The organism is Methylocystis sp. L43 (assembly GCF_015709525.1).
GTDB lineage: Bacteria > Pseudomonadota > Alphaproteobacteria > Rhizobiales > Beijerinckiaceae > Methylocystis.
This window is the reverse complement of the sequence record NZ_JADNRA010000014.1, coordinates 33,755-53,631: the sequence shown is the minus strand read 5'-3', so window position 1 is coordinate 53,631 and position 19,877 is coordinate 33,755. Positions and strand designations below refer to the sequence as shown.

13 protein-coding genes are annotated in these 19,877 nt (G+C 62.7%); 2 read left to right on the top strand and 11 right to left on the bottom strand.

Annotated elements, in window-relative coordinates; all coding sequences use genetic code 11:
- Nucleotides 1-11: 11 nt before the first annotated feature.
- From IYX23_RS01900 to IYX23_RS01860, 9 genes are all read right to left on the bottom strand, one after another.
- Complete coding sequence (locus IYX23_RS01900; RefSeq protein ID WP_196391779.1) at nt 12-2,612, bottom strand: PAS domain S-box protein; 2,601 nt, start codon at nt 2,610-2,612, stop codon at nt 12-14.
- A 3-nt stretch (nt 2,613-2,615) separates the two neighbouring features.
- Nucleotides 2,616-5,960, bottom strand: coding sequence for an NAD-glutamate dehydrogenase domain-containing protein (locus tag IYX23_RS01895; RefSeq protein WP_348643611.1), 3,345 nt, complete (start codon nt 5,958-5,960; stop codon nt 2,616-2,618).
- 76 nt (nt 5,961-6,036) lie between these two features.
- On the bottom strand, nt 6,037-6,483 hold the full coding sequence (locus IYX23_RS01890; protein ID WP_246716413.1) for an ATP-binding protein: 447 nt from the start codon (nt 6,481-6,483) through the stop codon (nt 6,037-6,039).
- Between the two features lie 8 nt (nt 6,484-6,491).
- Nucleotides 6,492-6,824: an STAS domain-containing protein gene (locus IYX23_RS01885; protein WP_196391781.1), complete on the bottom strand. Its 333-nt coding sequence runs from the start codon at nt 6,822-6,824 to the stop codon at nt 6,492-6,494.
- 121 nt (nt 6,825-6,945) lie between these two features.
- Complete coding sequence (locus IYX23_RS01880) at nt 6,946-8,223, bottom strand: cystathionine gamma-synthase family protein (protein WP_196391782.1); 1,278 nt, start codon at nt 8,221-8,223, stop codon at nt 6,946-6,948.
- Between the two features lie 63 nt (nt 8,224-8,286).
- Nucleotides 8,287-9,546: an aminotransferase class I/II-fold pyridoxal phosphate-dependent enzyme gene (locus IYX23_RS01875; RefSeq protein ID WP_246716412.1), complete on the bottom strand. Its 1,260-nt coding sequence runs from the start codon at nt 9,544-9,546 to the stop codon at nt 8,287-8,289.
- On the bottom strand, nt 9,524-10,516 hold the full coding sequence (locus IYX23_RS01870) for an NAD-dependent epimerase/dehydratase family protein (RefSeq protein WP_196391783.1): 993 nt from the start codon (nt 10,514-10,516) through the stop codon (nt 9,524-9,526). Before IYX23_RS01870 ends, IYX23_RS01875 begins: the two co-directional genes overlap by 23 nt.
- A 51-nt stretch (nt 10,517-10,567) precedes the next feature.
- Nucleotides 10,568-12,016, bottom strand: coding sequence for a VOC family protein (locus tag IYX23_RS01865; RefSeq protein WP_196391784.1), 1,449 nt, complete (start codon nt 12,014-12,016; stop codon nt 10,568-10,570).
- A 71-nt stretch (nt 12,017-12,087) separates the two neighbouring features.
- A complete protein-coding gene (locus tag IYX23_RS01860; protein ID WP_196391785.1) occupies nt 12,088-13,626 on the bottom strand; it encodes an aldehyde dehydrogenase family protein in 1,539 nt (512 codons plus the stop codon).
- A gap of 125 nt (nt 13,627-13,751) precedes the next feature.
- On the opposite strand from IYX23_RS01860, the gene rocD reads away from it, so the two are divergent.
- Entirely contained in the window at nt 13,752-14,990 is a 1,239-nt protein-coding gene (gene rocD, locus IYX23_RS01855; protein ID WP_196391786.1) for an ornithine--oxo-acid transaminase, read from the top strand.
- 9 nt (nt 14,991-14,999) lie between these two features.
- On the opposite strand, the gene IYX23_RS01850 is transcribed toward rocD, so the two are convergent.
- Nucleotides 15,000-17,447 carry an FAD-dependent oxidoreductase gene (locus tag IYX23_RS01850; RefSeq protein WP_196391787.1) on the bottom strand — a complete coding sequence of 816 codons (2,448 nt, stop codon included), beginning with the start codon at nt 17,445-17,447 and terminating at the stop codon, nt 15,000-15,002.
- Entirely contained in the window at nt 17,444-18,334 is an 891-nt protein-coding gene (locus IYX23_RS01845; protein ID WP_196391788.1) for a choline kinase family protein, read from the bottom strand. The genes IYX23_RS01850 and IYX23_RS01845 overlap by 4 nt, the downstream gene beginning before the upstream one ends.
- A gap of 163 nt (nt 18,335-18,497) precedes the next feature.
- On the opposite strand from IYX23_RS01845, the gene IYX23_RS01840 reads away from it, so the two are divergent.
- Complete coding sequence (locus tag IYX23_RS01840; protein WP_196391789.1) at nt 18,498-19,877, top strand: ethanolamine ammonia-lyase subunit EutB; 1,380 nt, start codon at nt 18,498-18,500, stop codon at nt 19,875-19,877.

Here is a 19,877-nt window from a genome sequence, read left to right as displayed (position 1 = left end):
ATCGTTCGACGTCAGCACACTTGCGCCACCACCATGGCCACGTCGTCCGACGCCGGCGCCTCGCCGCGGAAGGCGCGCACGTCGGCGAGCACCGCCTTGATGAGGTCGCGCGGCGAGAGGCTGCGATGCTGCATGAACGCGGCGGACAGGCGCTCGAGTCCAAAGAAGTCGCCCTGGCGGTTTTGCGCCTCGGTGATTCCATCGGTGTAGAACAGCAGCTTGTCGCCCGCGGCGAGTTCGATGCTCCCCTCCTTGAATTCGACCGCGCGAATGACGCCGAGCACCAGGCCGTCGCCGTCGAGCTGCACGCACACGGCGCCCTCCGCGCGCAGCAGCAAGGGCGGATTTTGGCCGGCGTTGGCGTATTGCAGCGTGCGCGTGCGCGGCAGGAACCGGCAATAGAACATGGTGATGAAGAGGTCGGCGGCGGTCAGGTCCTCGTGCAGGAGCTCATTGAGGTCGTGCAACAGCTCCGCCGGCCCGCTTAAAGCGTTGGTCGCCTTGCGCGTTTCGGCGCGCAGCGTGCTGCGCACTTCGGTCATGATCAGCGCCGCGCCGACGCTATGGCCGGAAACGTCGGCGATGACGATGTCGATCACGCCGGAATTTTCGAAATAGTCGAAATAATCGCCGCCGACATGGGTCGCCGGCACGCAGATTCCGGCGATCTCCATATGCGGGGTGCGCAGCGGCGCGTTCGGCAGCAGCGACAGCTGGATCTGCTTGGCGATTTCGAGTTCGTGGCGGTTCTCTTCGACCCGCCGCCGATCGGAAATATCGGCGTGAACGCTGACGAAATGGGTGATGCGCCCCGCCTCGTTGGCGACCGGCGAGATCGAGAGTTCGTCCCAGAAGGAGACGCCGTCCTTGCGATAGAATTTCACCACCACCTGGCAGCTCGTGCGATGCACGATCGCGTTGCGGATTTCCTCGAGCGCCGCAGGGTCCGTCTCCGGCCCGCGCAATAGATGCAGGCTGTGCCCGAGCAGCTCTTCGCGGGTGAAGCCGGTGATCCGGCTCAGCGCCGGATTGACGTAGATGTTCGGAACGCGAGGCGCCTGCGCGTCCCAGACCGCAATGCCGATCGGGACGGATTCGATCGCGCGGTTGCGCACGCGCAGCGCGTCTTCGAATTTTTTGCGCGAGGTGATGTCGTGATCGACGCCGCGCCATTTTACCAGTCGGCCGCCTTCGTCGAAGATCGGCGCGCCGGTCGACTCGGTGAAGACGTCGCCGTCGTTCTTGTGCCGGTAGTGGTTGACGACGCGATGGAAGGCGCGGCGCAGCGCGATCGGGCTCGGCGCCGTCTTGAGAGCAGCGTCTTCTGCGCTCTCCTTCGCGAAGAGATCGACATAGGTCTTGCCGAGAACTTCGTCGGGCGTCATGCCGAGCACGTCCTCGACGGCGCTGCTGCTATAAGTGTAGCGGCCGTCCTGATCCTGCTCCCACAGCCAATCGCCGGCCATGTCGGCGATCTGCCGGAAACGCTGTTCGCTCTCGAACAGCGCCTCCTTGTCGCGCTTCTGTTCGGTGATATCCTGCTGCATGGCGAGATAATGGGTGATCTCGCCATTCGCGTCGCGTAGGGGCGTGACGATTTCGGAAGCCCAATAGAGCTCGCCGTCCTTTCTTTTGTCCTGGATCTGTCCGCGCCATTCAACGCCGGCGCGAATGCTCTCCCAAAGCCGCCGATATTGATCGCCCTCGGTCCGCTTCGATTGAAGCATCCTCGGGTTCCGGCCGATGAGCTCATGCGGCGGGTAGCCGGTCAGGCTGGCGAAGCGGCTGTTCACATATTCGATTTCACCGTGCTTATTGGTGATCATCACCGCGATCGGACTTTGCTCGACGGCGGCGGAAAGCGTCAGCAACCTGTCCTCGGCGCGCTTGAGCCGCGTCAGATCATGGGTGACGCCGACGAAGTAGCGCGTTCCTTCGAGCCAGATTTCGCCGATCGACAGATACATCGGGAAGGTGGTGCCGTCCTTGCGACGCCCGACGACCTCCTGGCCCACGCCAATGATCTTCTTGACGCCGGTTCGCCTGTAGGCGGCAAGATAACTGTCATGCGCCTCGCGATAGGGCGAAGGCATCAACAGCTTGACGTTCCTTCCAAGCGCTTCCTCGGCGCGGTAGCCGAACAGCTTCTCCGCGCCTCTGCTGAAGAGCAATATGTCGCCGGCCTCATTGATCACAACCAGACCATCGACCATGCCGCCGAAGATGGTTTCGAGCTTTTTCGTCGTCTCGTCGAGCGCATCGGGCTCATTCGGCCCGTCGAGCGAACGAAGTTTGAGCAGCGATCCGCCATCGCCATTGCCGGAAAGCGAGTCGATCTCGCAGCGAACGTCAAGCGTTGGTCCATCCTTGCGCCGAATGCGCAGAGACAGCCGCTGGCGGCCGCGCAGCGAGGGCGACGAGGGCTCGAAATCATCGGCGTCTGGCGCGAGAACCTGCGGAAAGAAAGGCTGGCCGCGAAGCTCCCCTTCGCGATAGCCCGTGAGACGTTCGGCGGCTCGGTTCATCGATCGCAGGGCGCCCGACGATTCGAGGATGCAAAGAGCTTCATCAAAAGCGTCGAGAATGGCGCGATCGGCCGCGACCGTTTCCATGCGCTACGAAGCTCCTGCTTCCAAGGACGCGCGCCTTGGCTTTCGCGCCCTCTCCACGCCCTCCGCCGAGCGGCTGCGATAAGCGGCGTCGCATGCGTCGACCAGGGCGTTCAGCTCCGCGACGAACGCTGCGAAGGGCGTCAGCGTCGTAAAGAGCGAAGCCTCAAGTTTAAACGCCAGCCGCTCGAGCCCGGCGAGACGAAACTCCAGGCCGACGTTTCGAAACAAAGTCCGCGCGTCGGCGATTCCGCTCAGCAACTGCATGGACGCAATGCGCGCGGACGCATCCCGCATTCGCGCGTCGAGCGCGGCCTGCAACTGCTGCTCCCAGAGGTCTCTTGGCTTCACGTCCGCGAGAAAGGCGGTAAGTTTCTGCAAGCCAAACAGATTGGCGGCCTTATCAAAACACGCCCCGGCGATTCGCATGTCCTCTCCCGATTCGCGGGTGAGCGCGACAAGGAAAGGAAAATTCCGCAGCCGATCGAAATCGGGCGCCGCCACAGACTGATCGCCCTGCGCTTCGCTCACACCCGCGCGTTCACGATAGGCGCGCAGATCGGAACGCCAACGCTCGATGTCTTCGTCGTCGGGACTCAGCCGATGCCCACGTCGCATGGCCCAGTGGCACATATACGCCAAAGCGTCCTCAAGCTGGAGAATCAGCCCATACTGGCGCGCGGCGTCCAATTCGCGGCTGTCGCCAAAACTGGCGCGCCATCGATCTCCCTCGAAGATTCGATCAAAAGAAAGATAGAGCTTGACGGCATAGCTGAGCAGAGTTGGGACTAATCCCTCGCCGAGCAACAGGAAGCAAACTCCCGCTTGATCGACGACTTTGTTGCAGATCATCGTGACGGCGATTTCCCGCGCGAGTGAATGACTCCTGATCCGCTCCGAAAAATGAGAACGCAAATATTCTGGGAAATAGCTCGCGAGAAATTCATATGACCAGGAACCTTGCAGAAAGGTCTCGTCTTCCAGCAGTCTCTGCTTCAGCGCCAGCTTCGAACCGGCCATCAGCAACGCGAGTTCCGGTCGCGTCAGCTCTTTCGTCTCGCGCGCCGAGACATCCTTTCGTGTCGGGAAGGCCTCTGCCGCAGGATTGATATAGCCGGCGTTCTCAAGCTGCTCGGCGAGGTCCATGAATGGATCGAGATTGATGCGGCACCGCGCGCGATCCAGCGACAGGCAAAGACTCTGTCGGTCGTTGTCCTGCAGTACTGACGCGCAAACTTCTTCGGTGAGGGATTGAAGCAAGCGATTGGGATCTTCGACGTCCGGCGCGCGCTCGTCCGGCCGCATATGCAACAGTGTCTTTAAATTAACTTCGTGATCGGAGAGATCAACGCCGGCCGAATTGTCGACCGCATCGGTATTAATCCGGCCGCCTCTCAGGGCGTATTCAATCCGTGCCCGCTGCGTGAAGGCGAGGTTGGCGCCTTCGCCGACGACCTTGGCGCGAAGCTGCAGCGCATCGACGCGCGCGCCGTCATTTACGCGATCGCCGACGCTCTCATTCGTCTCCGAGCTCGCCTTGACATAAGTGCCGACGCCGCCCATCCACAACAGATCGATGGGCGCGATCAAGAGCCAACGGACCAGCGCTTCGCCATCGACCGCGCTATGTCGCACGCCAAGCCATGCGCGCACTTCTGGACTCAGCTGGATATCCTTGGCGTCGCGCCGATAGACGCCTCCGCCTTGTGAGAGCAGCGCCGAGTTATAGTCACGCCACGTCGAGTGTGGCAGTTGGAACAGACGGCGTCGCTCGCCGAAGGAAATGAGCGGATCCGGGTTGGGATCGATGAAGATGTACTGACCGTCAAACGCGCCAAGCAGCCGGATGTTCGGCGTGTGCAGCATGCCGTTGCCGAAGACGTCGCCGTCCATCGAGCCGACTCCGACAACTGTAATCGGCTCCGCATCGACGTTGCGACCGAGTTCATGGAAGTGCCGTCTTACACAGACCCAAGCGCCGCGCGCGGTAATGCCCAAACGCTTGTGATGATAGCCATGCGCGCCGCCGCTCGCGAAAGCGTCGCCGAGCCAGAAGCCATAGAAGTGCGAAATCTCATTGGCGACATCGGCCCAGGAGGCGGTGCCCTTGTCGGCCGCGACGACGAGATAAGGATCGGGGCCGTCATAAGCGACAAGCGCCGGCGGCCGAACGATCTGTGAATCCTTCAGATTGTCCGTGAGATCGAGAAGGCCGCGCAGGAACTGCGAATATGCCTCCCTCCCGAGACGCTGCCGCTGCGATGCGTCGTCGAAGGGAAGCTTCAGAACAAATCCGCCCTTAGCGCCCTGCGGCACGATGAGGGCGTTCTTGATCATCTGAGTCTGCATCAGCGCCAGGACTTCGCCGCGAAAGTCCTCGGGCCGGTCCGACCAGCGGATTCCGCCGCGCGCGACTTTGGCGCCCCGCAGATGCATGCCCTCCATTGAAGGGGAGTGAACGTAGATCTCCGCCATGGGCTTTGGAGCCGGCATGTTGAACACGCCCAGACTGCTGATCTTTAGAGAAATGAACTTTCGCGCCCAATCGCCGCAAAAATAGAAGTTGGTGCGCACCGTCGCGTCGATGAGATTGAAGAGATCGCGAAGAATGCGATCGTCGCCACCGTCCGTAACCTTGTCTAGCACGTCCACGAGCTGCGCCCTGATCGGCGTGAGCAACTCCAACTCGATCTCAAAGGAGTCGCGTCCCCCGTGATCCGGCTCGAACCGCGCTTCGAAGTAACGAAAGAGCAGTTGGGCGACCGCCGGACTGTGCAAAAGCGCGCGATAGATGCGCGTGCGCTCGATCCGCAGACCGAGCTGCTGATAGTAGTTGCTATAGGCGCGAAAAAGATCGATCTGCCGCCAGTCAAGCTCCGTGACCAAGACCAGGCCGTTCAAGGCGTCGCTCTCAACATCGGCTGAAAGCACGGCTTTGAGCGCCGCCAACAATCGACCGTGCGATCGTGCGACGCTCGCGCCGCTGCGCATGGAGGGCTCGACGATGAAACTTCGAATGAAACGCGGCCCGATGCTGAGATTGAGCGCGAACTGAATTTGATCTGCGACGCGCAGTCCGAGGTTCTGCAGCATCGGCAGAAGTTCATCGAGCGCATGGTCTTTGGAGCCGATCAGCCGAACCTCATATCGGGCTACACCGGTTCCGGGGCCGCGCAGCGGGCGCAATTCGACGATCTCGTTCTCGCTTTGGTTTGCTGCAATCAGCGCGAGATCGCGCGCGGCGCGCCGCGCGGGGACGAGATAGCGATAGGCTTTGGGCAGTGCGTCAAGCGCCTCGCCGCAAAGATTCAGCCCAGAACGGCGACTGGCGCGGCGGAGGAAATTCCGCACCGCAGAATCCCAGTCCGCGACGCGGGGCGTCTCAAACGTCAATGTGTCCGGAGAGCGAAGCACGGGCAACCATCAGCTAAGCGAGCTTCTTGCGCATTTCGAGAACATTGCCCGAATCCGTCTTGTGATATTGAACAGAGTCCATCACAGAGCGAATGAAGAATATGCCGCGGCCGCGTTCGCGAAGTTCATCGAAATCGGGCATCGGCAGGGCAGCAAGGTCGAAGCCCCCTCCATGATCGTAAACGCGGACGGAAAGATAGGCGTCCTCTACCGAAAAACAGATCCGGACGGAGTCGGTCGAATTTGCTGCGGAGCTATATTGAATGGCGTTGGCGACGGCCTCGGTCAGCGCAAGATTGAGGTGAAAAGCGAGAGTGTCGCGTGTGTCCTCCTGAACATCCAGCTCCTTCGCAAGCTGCTCGGCGATCGCGCCAACGAGGCGCAGATATCGTGTTTGACTAGGAACGACGATGTCCAGATTGACGAATGTCTCGCACATCTCGATCACCGCCCACCTCATTCGCGGACTCACGCGCTCAGCGCCAACTGCAAGCTTGGATAGATGTCGAAAACGCGGTGCAGTCGCGTCAGTTCGAACATCGACCTGACACGCGGCTGCAGACCCGCCAAAGCGAACCCGCTGGAGCGCAAACTCGCATTCTTGTAGCCGGAAAGCAGCGCCCCGAGCCCTGAGCTGTCGATGAACTGAACTCTCGCCAAGTCGATGACGACGTTTTTAGTGCCGCCTTCCAGCGTCTTGAGCACCAAGTCCTTGAGCTCGCCGGAGTTGTGCGCATCGATGCGATCCTCCTGGATGCTCAGAACGGTTCGGTCGTCTCGCACTTCCTTCGCTACTCTCATTGTCCAGTCTCAGCTCGATATGACTACGAAAGTCTCCTGGAAATAGATATGTCTGCGGCGAGCGATTAACAGGCCCTAGCGCGCAGTCTCCGCTAAGTCGACCGCGACGGTTAACTTCGCGTTAAGCGAAGGCCTGCGCCAGATCGGCGATAAGATCGTCCGGATGTTCGATGCCGATCGAAGCGCGAATGAGCGAAGGCGTAATGCCGATCTCCCGGCGGGCCTCTTCGGTGAGCCCCGAATGCACGGTGGTCGTCGGATGACAAATCAACGATTCGGTGCCGCCGAGGCTGACGGCGAGCTTGAAGATCTGCAGCCGATTGAGGAAGGCGAAGGCTTCGGCTTGTCCGCCCAAGACCTCGAAAGAGAAGGTGGAACCGGCGGAACTCGACTGGCGCGCCATCAGCAAGCGCTCGGGATGATCAGTCGGCAGCAGCGGCGGGTAGTGAACGCGGGTCACCTTGGGATGATTGGCGAGAAACTCCGCGACGATCGCCGCATTCTCCGCCGCCCGGTTCATGCGCAAAGACAATGTCTCAAGCGAGCGGCCAAGCATCCAACAGGAATGCGCATCAAGCTGCGTGCCGATGGCGCTGCGCATCGCGCGAATGGTCTTCAGATGCGCACAAGATCCGACCACCGCGCCGCCGATGAGATCGCTGTGTCCGCCGACATATTTCGTCAGCGAATAGAGCGACAAATCGGCGCCGTGCCGGAGCGGCGATTGGAAAACGGGGCCGAGCAGCGTGTTGTCGCAGCAAATGACCGGCCTCGCGCCCTGTTTTGCCGCGACGTCTTCGGCGATACGTCGCACCAGCGCGATATCAACCAGGCTGTTCATCGGATTGGACGGCGTCTCGATGAAGATCATCGCGATGCGTCCGACGTCCATCGCGCGCGCGGCCGCAGCGCGGATATTGTCTTCATCGAGCCCGTTGGTGAAGCCGACGCCGGTCAATCCGAACGGCGCCAGCGTCTTGTCGATGAGAACTTCCGTGCCGCCATAGAGCGGGCGGCTGCGCAGGATCGTTTCTCCCGGGCGCGCGAAGGCGAGAATCGTGGTGACGATCGCCGACATGCCGGAGGAAAAGACGAGACCGCATTCGGCGTGCTCATAGATCGCCAGGCGGTCCTCGACGATCTCGAGGTTGGGATGGTTGAACCGTGAATAGACCAGTCCGGATTCTTCGCCTTCCGGCGGCGCACGACGGCCGGCCATATAGTCGAAAAAGTCGCGCCCCTCTTCGGCGGTTCGAAATACGAAGGTCGACGTCAGAAATACCGGCGGCTTGACCGCGCCTTCCGACAGCGTCGGATCGTAGCCGTAGCCCAGCATGAGCGTTTCCGGCTGAAGCAAGCGGTTTCCGATGCTCGCCTTGTGGTAACGCGCGCTGTCCATGGATTCTTCCTCGGCTGTCGCCGCGCTCGATTGATCAGCGGCGCCGCCACGGTAGATAGCGCGCTAAAGCTGCTTGGCCCGCGCCAGCGGAACATTCGCCTCCGCCATCTCGGCCAGCGCCGCCAAAGCCGCGTCGATGTCGGCGGTCGTATGATCCGCGCTGATCTGAAAGCGGATCTCCTCGTCGCCCCTCGGCACGACCGGATAGGTCAGCCCAGTAACCAGTATGCCTCGCCGCCGCAGATGCTCAACGAGCGCCACGGTGCGAGCGCTGTCGCGGGTCACAAGCGGCGCGACCGGATGCTCACCGGGCAGCGTCTCGAAACCAAGCCTGACGAGCCCCGCCTTGAAGCGTGCGGTCATGGCGCGCAGATGCTCGAGCAAGGACAGGCCATCCGGACTGTCCAGCAGGTCGATCGCCTTATGCGCGGCGGCGGCTTCCGCCGGCGTGATCGGATTCGAGTAAACGTAGAAGGGCGAGCGCTCGCGCAGGTAGCGGATCAGGATCTCGTCGCCGACGACATAGCCGCCATTGACGCCGAAGGCCTTGCCGAGCGTCGCCACCAGAATGTCGACCGGCGCTGATTGCGTATATTCCTCCGCGCCGCGCCCGGTCGCGCCAAGCGCGCCGACGCCATGTGAATCATCGACGACGACGATCGCGCCCTCGACGAAGGCGTTATCGCGACTGCGCGCCAGCGTCATGATACGGTCGAGCGGCGCGTGATCGCCGCGCATGCTGAACACGCCGTCGGTCACGATGAGGGCGCGGGTGCATGATTTCGCCGTCTCGTCGAGACATCGCTCGAGTTCGCCCATGTTGAGATGTTTGTAGATCCGCTTCTCCGCAGGCGCCGCGAGAGAGATCGCGTTGATGATGCAACTGTGGTTGAGCTCGTCGCTGATGACCGCGGTCTTCTTGCTGACGAGCTGCGGAATGAGTCCCATGATCGCCGCATAGGCGGACGAAAAGATGATCGCCGACGGCCGCGCATGAAAGGCGGCGAGCCGACGCTCCAAGGCGACATGAGGCGACCAGGTGCCGCTGATGAAGCGCACCGCGCCGGGCCCAGCGCCATAGTGCGTCGCCGCCGCGTCTTCGGCGTCAATCACCTCTTCGTGCAGCGACATGCCGAGATAATTGTTGGCGTTCATGCGCAGGAACGGCCTGTCGCCTTCGCCTTCGATGAGAAAGCGCGGACCGTGGCCGTCACGCGGGGCAATGACGCCACAGAGCACGCTTTCCGCGCCCTTGAGCAGCCCGGCCTGCGAGAGTTCGCCGAGCTGCGCGGCGAGCGCCTTAGCCAAACCCTGCATTGGCATTGGGGACCTCGTCAGAATTCGGATCGTCAAATGGATCTGTCGCCGCGCCAAGAAGCGCGAGCATATCCCGCGTCATGGCGGCGAGATCGAAGCGCGGCGCAAACCCCCAATCTTCCCGCGCCGCACTGGCGTCAAGCGACTGCGGCCAGGAGTCGGCGATCGCCTGGCGTAGCGGGTCGATGCGGTAGTCCACCGCGAAGGAGGGCGCATGTTTGCGAATTTCCGCGGCGATTTCGCCCGGCGTGACGCTCATGCCGGTGACGTTATACGCGTTGCGAAACCGCAGGCGCTCGGGATCAGCCTCCATGAGCTCCATGATCGCGCGCGTCGCGTCCGGCATATACATCATGTCGAGACGGGTCTCTGCGGCAAGGAAGCAGGTACAGCGCTTGCGCCGAACAGCCGCACGATACATTTCGACGGCGTAGTCCGTCGTGCCGCCGCCCGGCGGCGCCGCGGAAGAAACGAGACCCGGCAGGCGCAATCCGCGCGCATCGACGCCAAAGCGAGTCGCGTAATAGTCGCAGAGCAATTCGCCGGCGACTTTGGTGACGCCGTAGATGGTCGTTGGCCGCTGAATGGTGATCTGCGGCGTGCCGCGGCGCGGCGTCGACGGGCCGAACGCCGCAATGGAGCTTGGGAAAAACACCTGGCAACCGAAGCGGCGGGCCGCCTCCAGCACATTATAGAGCCCGCTCATATTGACGCTCCAGGCGTCTTGCGGCCTGTCCTCGGCGACAGCCGAGAGCAGCGCTGCGAGGTGGTAGACGACGTCGATGTCGCGCCGGCGCATCAGATCGGCGACCGCTTCCGCCTGCGTGCAGTCGAGGCGTTCATAAGGATCGTCAGATGGCCGCGCCTCTGCGAGGTCTGAAGCGATGACGCGCGCCGCGCCATATCGCTTTCGCAGGGCCGGCGTCAGTTCGGCGCCGATCTGGCCGAGGGCGCCCGTAACGAGGATGCGTCGCATGCGCCTTCCGATACCGCGGCGCCTCCGCCCATGCGTCGGGCACCCTACCCCTCAGTTATGGCTGCTTTCCGCCGCGCCAATATGCGCAGCGCCTGTTTTTGGCGCTTGAACCCAAGCGGCGCGATCGACGCCAAGCGCCTGCAGGCTTGCGCCTAAGGAGCGCGTCTCCGCTTCCTCGTAGAGCGCGAGTTCGTCGAAAACCGGCGCGCCGAGCGCGGCCTCGAAGGCGCGTCGGTCGCCGCGCGCGATCAATTCCTCTTCACCCTGCTCCCCAAGATTCGAGCGAAAGATTCCTGCGGCGCTGACCGGCAGAAAATCCTCGTAAACGATCGGTTCGGCGCGCAGAACTCCCGTCTGCAGAAGGTCATCCAACGAGCCAGCAAAGATCGGCTCTGTCGTTGCCCTCGCGCTTGGATCGGCCGAATAATGGAAGAAGGCGAGCTTTTCGCGTCGCAGCGCCTCATCATCATCGGGAAACGCCGCGAAGCGCCGCGCCAGCTCCTCGTTAAAGGCTAGCGAATTGGGGCCGTCTGTCGCGAGCGGAACCGCGGCCTGGGCTTCGGCGAGAAGCCTGTCGTAAAGCGCGCGGCCCTTCGCGGTCAGCGCCCCGCCTCTCTGCTCGATCTCGCCGAAACGCGCGGCATGGGCGCCTGTCACGCGCCGTCCGTCTTCCTCGATGAATTCGACAGGCTCGGGGCGCGCCTTGAAGCTCGTCTGGCGCAACAGGATCGGGCAGCGGCGACGCGGGGGCCCCTCGACAATCGCTTTCGGAGCCATCCCGCGCGCCGCCATGGCGCTGTGCGCGGCGTCGATATCGAGCGCGTGCAAGGTAAGATGATTGATGTGCGGTCCTTTGAAACAGACGACGTCGGCGAGGAGCGGATGCGTCGCATACAGCGTCCGATAAACCGCCGATGAAACCGTCGCCTGCCCGTTCCAACGAAAAATCTTCGCCGCCTCGAGGACAAAATCGCCCGCCTCTCCGTCGTCGAACCCGCGTCTTTCGAAGAGATCAATCAGCGTTCGGCAGCGCGGCGTAAAAATATCGCGCCGCGCCAGCACCTTGGCGGCGATCTCGCGCGCATTTCGGTCAGGGATGAGATCAAGCCTGAGAAGCGATGTAAAAATTCGAAATGGGCTCGCCCGCAATGCGCTCGCGCCGATCGGACGGAATGCCGTCGAATGCACGGGAATTCCGGCGATCGACAGATCGTAATAGCCGACGGGCGCCATCCCCATGATCGCGAAGAGCCGGCGCAGCATCGACAGTTCCTCGGCGGTTCCGACGCGAATCGCGCCATGGCGCTCAACGTCGAGTCGCTCGAGTTCGTTGTTTTCCGCCAGGCGCCGCTTGAGTTGCGGCGCGTCGACGAGCGTCTGCCGGTTCACCTCGGCGACGAGCGCCTTCATCGCCCGATACTGCGGCGCTTCGGCCTGATACATGTCCGAGATCGCCGAGGCGAATATCGTCCGAATCGCGTCAGCGGAAGCGACATTCATGTTTTGTGACCTTCGCTACCCTCGGGTATTTAATCCATCAGCGGCGGAAATCATGAGCGTAGCGTCATGCGCTAAACACTCAGATCAAATTTGACGCCCTGCGCCAGCGGCAGTTCGCCTGAATAGTTAATCGTGTTGGTGGCGCGGCGCATATAGAACTTCCAGCAGTCCGACCCCGCTTCGCGGCCGCCGCCCGTGTCCTTCTCGCCGCCGAAGGCTCCGCCGATTTCGGCGCCGGAAGGTCCGATGTTCACATTGACGATGCCGCAATCCGATCCGTCGGCGGCCATGAATCGCTCGGCTTCGTCCAGACGCGCGGTAAAGATCGATGACGCAAGGCCATGTGCGACATCGTTATTCAGCGCTATCGCTTCATTGAGGCTGCGGAACTTCATCACATAAAGGATGGGCGCGAATGTCTCCCGCCGCACGACGTCCGTCTGCCCCGGCATTTCGACGAGCGCCGGGCGGACGTAGAACGCGTCCGGGAATGTCTCCGTCAGCACGCGTTCTCCGCCAAAGATGACGCCACCTGCTGCGCGCGCTTCGTCGAGCGCAGCGCGCATCGTGGCAAAGGCGTCCTCATCGATGAGCGGGCCGACAAGCGCGGCGCCGTCTCGGGGATCGCCGACCGAAACTGATGCGTAGGCGCGCCGCAAGCGACCGAGAAGTTCGTCATAGACGTCTTCATGCACGATCAGCCGCCGCAGCGTCGTGCAGCGCTGGCCCGCCGTGCCCATGGCCGCAAAGGCGATCGCTCGCACAGCGAGATCAAGGGGCGCAGAGGCGCAAACGACGGCGGCGTTGTTGCCGCCAAGCTCCAGAATAGACTTCGCGAAACGACCCGCGAGGTGAGGCGCGATGGCGCGCCCCATCGCCGTCGAACCGGTCGCCGAAATAAGTTGAATCCGCGCGTCTTCGACGAGCGTTTCACCGACGTCTCGCCCGCCGACGAGCACGGTTGAAAGCCCGTCCGGCGCCTCGCCGAAACGCGCGGCTGCGCGCTCGAACAGCGCGTGAGTCGCGAGCGCGACAAGCGGCGTCTTTTCCGAAGGCTTCCAAATCAGCGTATTCCCACAGACCAGCGCAAGCGCCGCGTTCCAGGCCCAGACGGCGACGGGAAAGTTGAAGCTGGTGATAATGCCGACAACGCCGAGCGGGCGCCAGGTCTCCATCATCCGATGGCCGCGGCGCTCGGTCGCGATCGTCAACCCGTGGAGTTGACGCGAGAGACCCACGGCGAAGTCGCAGATGTCGATCATCTCCTGGACTTCGCCGAGGCCCTCCGTCGTGATCTTGCCCGCCTCGATCGTGACAAGATGCGCCAACTCGGTCTTGGCCGCCCTCAGCTCCTCGCCCAGCAGGCGCACGAACTCCCCCCGGCGGGGCGCCGGGACGTTGCGCCAGATGCGAAAGGCATGCGCCGCTCTAGCAATGGCGCCATGCACGGCCGCCGAATCCGCGCTCTCGACGCGCGCGATGATCTCGCCGGCAATTGGCGAGCGAGTCGTCAGACTTCCACGCTCGAAGGCTTGAGATTCAACCCCGAGCTTCTTGAGAAGAGCCGCTGTTTCGGCGGCAATATCAGCATGCAGAACGCGCGCCTCCATTTCGACACCCGATTGTTCGCTCGGACTTGCGCGGCTGGCGCCGCCCGTCGCGTCTACTATGTAACAGACACGCACATGCCCGCACGCGTCTATGTAATGTCGGCGGGCGCAAAAAGCTCTCGGATATGGACAACTCGGAGTTCAGAAACCCGCACGTCGCCGGAAACTACGACCCGCTGCCCGTCGTACTCACGCGGGGACAGGGCGCATATCTGTGGGATGTAGAAGGCCGGCGCTACATCGACATGATGAGCGCCTATTCGGCTGTGAGCCTCGGTCACGCGCATCCTCGAATTCTTGCAAAGCTCGCCGAGCAAGCGCAGCAGCTCGCTGTCCCCTCTCGCGCCTTTTACAATGATCGGCTCGCGCCGTTTCTCGAGGAGCTCTGCACTCTGACAGGACTCGATGTCGCGCTGCCGATGAACACCGGCGCGGAGGCGGTTGAGACGGCGATCAAAGCGGCGCGCCGCTGGGCCAATCGCGTAAAGGGCGTCGCCGACCCAGAGATTATCGTCGCCGCAGGCAATTTCCACGGGCGCACCACCACGATCATCAGCTTCTCCTCGGAGCGCGAGTATCGGGACGGGTTTGGTCCGTTCATGCCAGGCTTTCGCGCCGCGCCCTTTGGCGATCTCGCAGCTTTCGAAGCCGCCATCACACCGCAGACCGCCGCCATTCTCGTGGAGCCGATCCAGGGCGAGGCTGGCGTCATTGTGCCGCCGGACGGCTGGCTCGCGGGGCTGCGCCGACTGTGCGACGAACGCGGCGTTTTGTTGCTGCTGGACGAAATCCAATCCGGATTGGGGCGCAGCGGCGCCTGGTTCGCCTTTGAGCATGAGAATGTCCTCCCCGACGGCGTGACGCTGGGAAAGGCGCTCGGCGGCGGCGTTCTGCCCGTCTCCGCCTTCGTGGCGAAACGCGAAGTGATGGATGTCTTCACGCCCGGCTCGCACGGGTCGACCTTCGGCGGCAACGCTCTCGCCGCCGCCGTCGGTTTAGAGGCGCTGCATGTCATTCGTGACGAACGGCTGGTCGAACGCAGCCAAGCGCTTGGCGCGAGAATGCTGCAACGGCTGCACGCGATGCGCGCCCCGGCGATCAGCGAAATTCGCGGGCGCGGCCTCTGGGCAGGCGTCGACATAGACCCGCGTTATGCGAGCGCGCGAGAAATCTGCGAAAGTCTGCTCAAAAAGGGCGTGCTGACGACCGCGACGCATCACACGGTCGTTCGCTTGGCGCCGCCTTTTGTCATTTCTCAAGAGGATCTTGATTTTGCGCTCGACGCCGTCGAGGAAGCGATCTCGAAATTTCACGCGCCGCGCAATCATGGCGCCGCCAATGTCGGCGATTCACTTGAAGCATAGCCGCAGCGGCTATAACCGAATGCGTTCGCCTTTCGGATCGTAGAACGGCGAAAGCGAGACGGTCGCCGGCCGGCGCCCGCCGGCGACTTCGAGCTGATAGTCGCCAGAGAGCACAAAAGTCGGATCGACGCCGTCCGAGTTGCGGACATAGCCATAGCCGATCGCCTTGCCGATCGAATAGCCGTAGCCGCCGCTCGATAGCCATCCAACGCGCAGGCCGTTGCGATAGATCGTCTCGCGCCCGAGCAGCACGATCTCAGGATCGTCAACAACGAAGCCCGCGAGAAGTCGCGGCAAGGGCAAGCCCGCAGCTTGAACGAGCGCGTCTCTCCCTTGAAAAGGCGCGCCCGACTTCATCTTGACGGCCCAGCCGAGTCCCGCCATCGGCGGCGTGTGATCCGGACCGATATCCGAGCCCCACGCGCGGTAGCCCTTCTCCAGTCGCAAAGATTCGATGGCCCGATAGCCGCCGTCGACAAGGCCAAAGGGCGCCCCCGCCTCAATGAGCGCGTCATAGGCCGAGACCGCGAAATCGACAGGGATATGAAGCTCCCAGCCGAGTTCGCCCACATAAGTGACGCGGATCGCCAGCGCCGGCGCGCCGGCCAAGCGAATTTCGCGGGCGCTCAGAAAAGGGAACGCCGCATTCGAAAGATCATCGTCGCAGCACGATTGCAGAATCTCTCGCGCGCGCGGACCCATCAGCGCCAGCACGGCATTCGCCGAGGTGACGTCGATCACTCGCGCGTCCATGCCTTCGGGAATCGATCGCCTGATCCAGTCGAAGTCGTGCGTTCCGAAGGCGGTCCCCGTCACGACATAGAAGCGGTCCTTCGCCAATCGCGTGATCGTCAGATCGCATTCAATCCCGCCCTTGCGGTTCAACAACTGCGTATAGGTGACGGCGCCCGGCGGCTTGGCGACATTGTTGGCGGCGATCCAGGACAGCGCCGCTTCGGCGTCTTTGCCGACAATGAGCGCCTTGGCGAAGCTTGTCTGATCGAAAAGGGCCGCCGCCTCCCGGCAGGCGCGATGCTCTCGTCCGACCGCGTCGAACCAGCCGGGCCTGCCGAAGGAATAGCGATCCCGCGGCGCTTCGCCCACGCTCACATCCGCGAACCAGTTGGGCCGTTCGAAGCCCATCTTTTCGCCGAAGCACGCGCCCTTGGCCTTGAGGCGTTCGTAGAGCGGCGAGCGCCGCAGCGGCCGGCCAGACGTAAATTCTTCGAACGGCCAGGCGATGCTGTAATGGCGCGCATAGGCTTCGAGCGTCCGCACCCGCACCCACGACGGGTCCCTGTGCGGCGCGCCGAAGCGGCGGATGTCGACCGGCCAAAGATCGAACGGCTGTTCGCCGTCCGCCGCCCATTCCGCCAGCGCCATGCCGGCGCCGCCCGCCGACGCGATGCCGAAGGCGTTAAAGCCGGCGCCAACGAAGAAATTGCGCACCTCCGGCGCTTCGCCGATCATCCAATTGCCGTCGGGCGTGAAGCTTTCGAGGCCGTTGATCATCTGCTTGACGCCCGCCTCGGCGAGCGCCGGCACGCGGCCGAGCGCGAGATCCATGATCGGCTCGAAATGATCCCAATCGTCTTCGAGAAGCCGAAAGGCGAAGTCCTCTGGCACGGCGCCGGATGACCAGGGCACGGGGTTGGGCTCATAGCCGCCCATGACGAGGCCGCCGACCTCCTCCTTGTAATAGGTCAGCCGATCCGGATCGCGCAGAGTCGGCAGATCGCTCGTCACGCCGTTGATCTTTTCGGTCACGAGATATTGGTGATGCACCGCCGAGAGCGGAACGGCGACGCCGGCGCGCGCCGCGAGCGGCTGGGTCCAAAGGCCGGCGCAGAGCACGAGCTTCTCGCAGGCGACGGCGCCGCGATTCGTGACGACGCCGCGCACGCGATCGTTCTCGATGATGAAATCCTTGACGGCGACGCCCTCGACAAGCTTTGCGCCCGCAAGCCGCGCGCCTTTCGCAAGCGCTTGGGTGATGTCTGAAGGATTCGCTTGTCCATCGGTCGGCAGGAAAGCCGCGCCGACGACGTCATCGACATTCATCAGCGGCCAGAGCGCCTGCGCCTCCTTGGCGCTCAGGAGCTGCATCTCCAGACCGAAGCTCCGCGCGGACGTCGCCTGCCGCTTCACTTCGATCCATCGGTCGGCGTTGCAGGCGAGACGAAGACCGCCATTGCGCCGCCAGCCGGTCGCATAGCCCGCCTCTTCCTCAAGCCGATCGTAGAGCTCCACCGAATAGCCGAGGAGCTTGGTGATGTTGGCGTTGGTCCGCAACTGACCGATCAGTCCCGCCGCATGCCAGGTCGAACCCGAGGACAGTTGGTGGCGTTCAAGCAGCAGCGTCTCGACGCCGCGCTTGGCGAGGTGGTAAGCGACGGAACAGCCAACGATGCCGCCGCCCACGACGATGATCTGCGCGCTTGCCGGGAGATCCGTCATGCTCTTTCCATCTGCTGAAACGCCGCCCAGGCCTGATCGAAGCGCGTCAGATTTTGTTCTGAGTAAGCGACGTAATCGAAATCAATCGACGACCGACGTTCCGAGACAAGGCTCCACAACGCTTCGCGCAACAGCGACGCGCAAAGCATCGCCTTGAAGCGGCGCCGCAATGCATCGGCCGGCGCCGCTTCGAAATAGTCCTCGAGCATCGCGTCGTCATCCGCGGCGTCAAAGCCATTGTTCGACGAGAGTCCGCCGAGATCGAACAGCGGCGTATTCCATCCCGCATAATCCCAGTCGACGAGCCAAAGCCGACGCCCGTCGTCGATGAAATTGGCGGCAAGGAGATCATTATGGCCGAAGACAAGGTCGATCGCGCCCGTCGCTTTTTCCAAGATTTCGCTCGCCGCGAGCAAGCGCGGCAATTTGGCCGCCAGCCGGTTTTTATCCTCGACAAGCGTATGGGCATAGTCGCGAATGATATGGAAGACGTTGAACGCCAGGGTCGGCCCACGCAAATGCAGCGCAACCTCACGATGTACGCGCTTGATCAGATCGACACAGCGCCTGCGGTTCGCCCGCATGTCTTCCGGCTCATAGGTGCGGCCGGAAATATATTCGAGCGCCATCGCCATCGGCGCGGCATACAGAACTTTCGGCGATATTCCGGCGGCGCCCGCGGCCCTGCTCGCCGCCAATTCGTTAAAGCGCATGACGCCATGAACCGGAATGTCGCCGCCAAGGCGAACGACGACGGATCGATCGCCATCCTTGACGATATAATTTTTGTTGGTGATGCCGCCGAGCAACGGCGCGATCTCGATCGGGCCGCGCCAGAGCGGAAGCGCGCGTATCAGAGTTTCTGGATCTGCGGTATGGGCTGACATCGGCTCCGGCGGGGCAATATAACAAACTCTGACTGAGCTAATATATGCGGCTGGCGCGCAAAGGCCATGGGCTAGGTAGGCCCTTGGGGAAAACCTTACGCGCGGACAGTGACATGTCCGCTGGGGCGCCATAGCCTGTGAGAAGGTCTTTCGAGGTCTGGCCATGTATGCGACGACGATACTTGGAACGAGCTACAGGTTCCCAGACCTTAAAACGCTGATGGCGAAGGCGACCCCATTGCGTTCCGGCGACTGCCTCGCCGGCATTGCGGCGGCGAGCGCCGCGGAGCGCGTCGCTGCGCAGATGGCCCTCGCCGATCTGCCCTTGAGCGTGTTCTTGAACGAAGCGCTTGTCCCCTACGAAGAGGACGAGGTCACGCGATTGATCCTCGACGGCCACGACCGAAACGCCTTTGCGCCGATCGCTTCGCTGACCGTCGGCGAATTTCGCGACTGGCTTCTCTCCGACGCCGTGGATGAGGACGCGCTCGCCGCCTTGACCTTCGGACTGACGCCTGAAATGGCCGCAGCGGTCTCGAAGATCTGCCGCAACCAGGACCTGATCCTGGTCGCCGCAAAGCGGCGCGTCATCACGAAATTTCGCAATACGCTCGGCCTGCGCGGGCGGCTGTCATCGCGCATTCAGCCCAACCATCCGACCGATGATGCGCGCGGCGTCCTCGCAAGCGCCATCGACGGGCTTCTGCTCGGCAATGGCGATGCGGTCATCGGCGTCAATCCAGCGTCCGACAGTCCGGAGCAGTGCTACGAACTCCTGAGCCTTCTCGATGAGCTGCGCGAGACGCTCAGCATTCCGACGCAATCCTGCGTGCTCGCCCATGTCACGACGACGCTGCAGCTGATGGAGCGACATGCGCCAGTCGATCTTGTGTTTCAATCGATCGGCGGCACGCAAGCCGCCAATTCGAGCTTCGCGATCGACCTCGCGTTGTTGCGCGAGTCGCGCGAAGCGGCGCTTGCGCTCAAGCGCGGAACGGTCGGCGACAATGTCATGTATTTTGAGACTGGCCAGGGCAGCGCGCTTTCGGCCAATGCCCACTGGAACTGCGATCAACAGACGCTTGAAGCCCGCGCCTATGGCGTCGCGCGCGCGTTCGATCCTCTGCTGGTCAACACCGTCGTCGGGTTCATCGGCCCCGAATATCTTTTCGACGGCAAGCAGATCACGCGGGCGGCGCTCGAAGACCATTTCTGCGGCAAACTGCTTGGACTGCCGATGGGTTGTGACGTTTGCTACACCAATCACGCCGAAGCCGACCAGAACGATATGGATGATCTGCTGACGCTGCTCGCGGTCGCCGGCGTTAATTACGTCATGGGCGTCCCCGGCGCGGACGACATCATGCTGAATTACCAGAGCACCTCCTATCATGACGTGCTTGCCGTTCGGCGCATGCTGAATCTGGCGCCCGCTCCCGAATTTGCGCAATGGCTTGCTGACGTCGGTTTGACGGACGCGCGTGGCGAATTGCGGCCGCTGGCGCTGCCTGCATCCTTTGCGCCGCTTCTCGAAAGAGCCTGA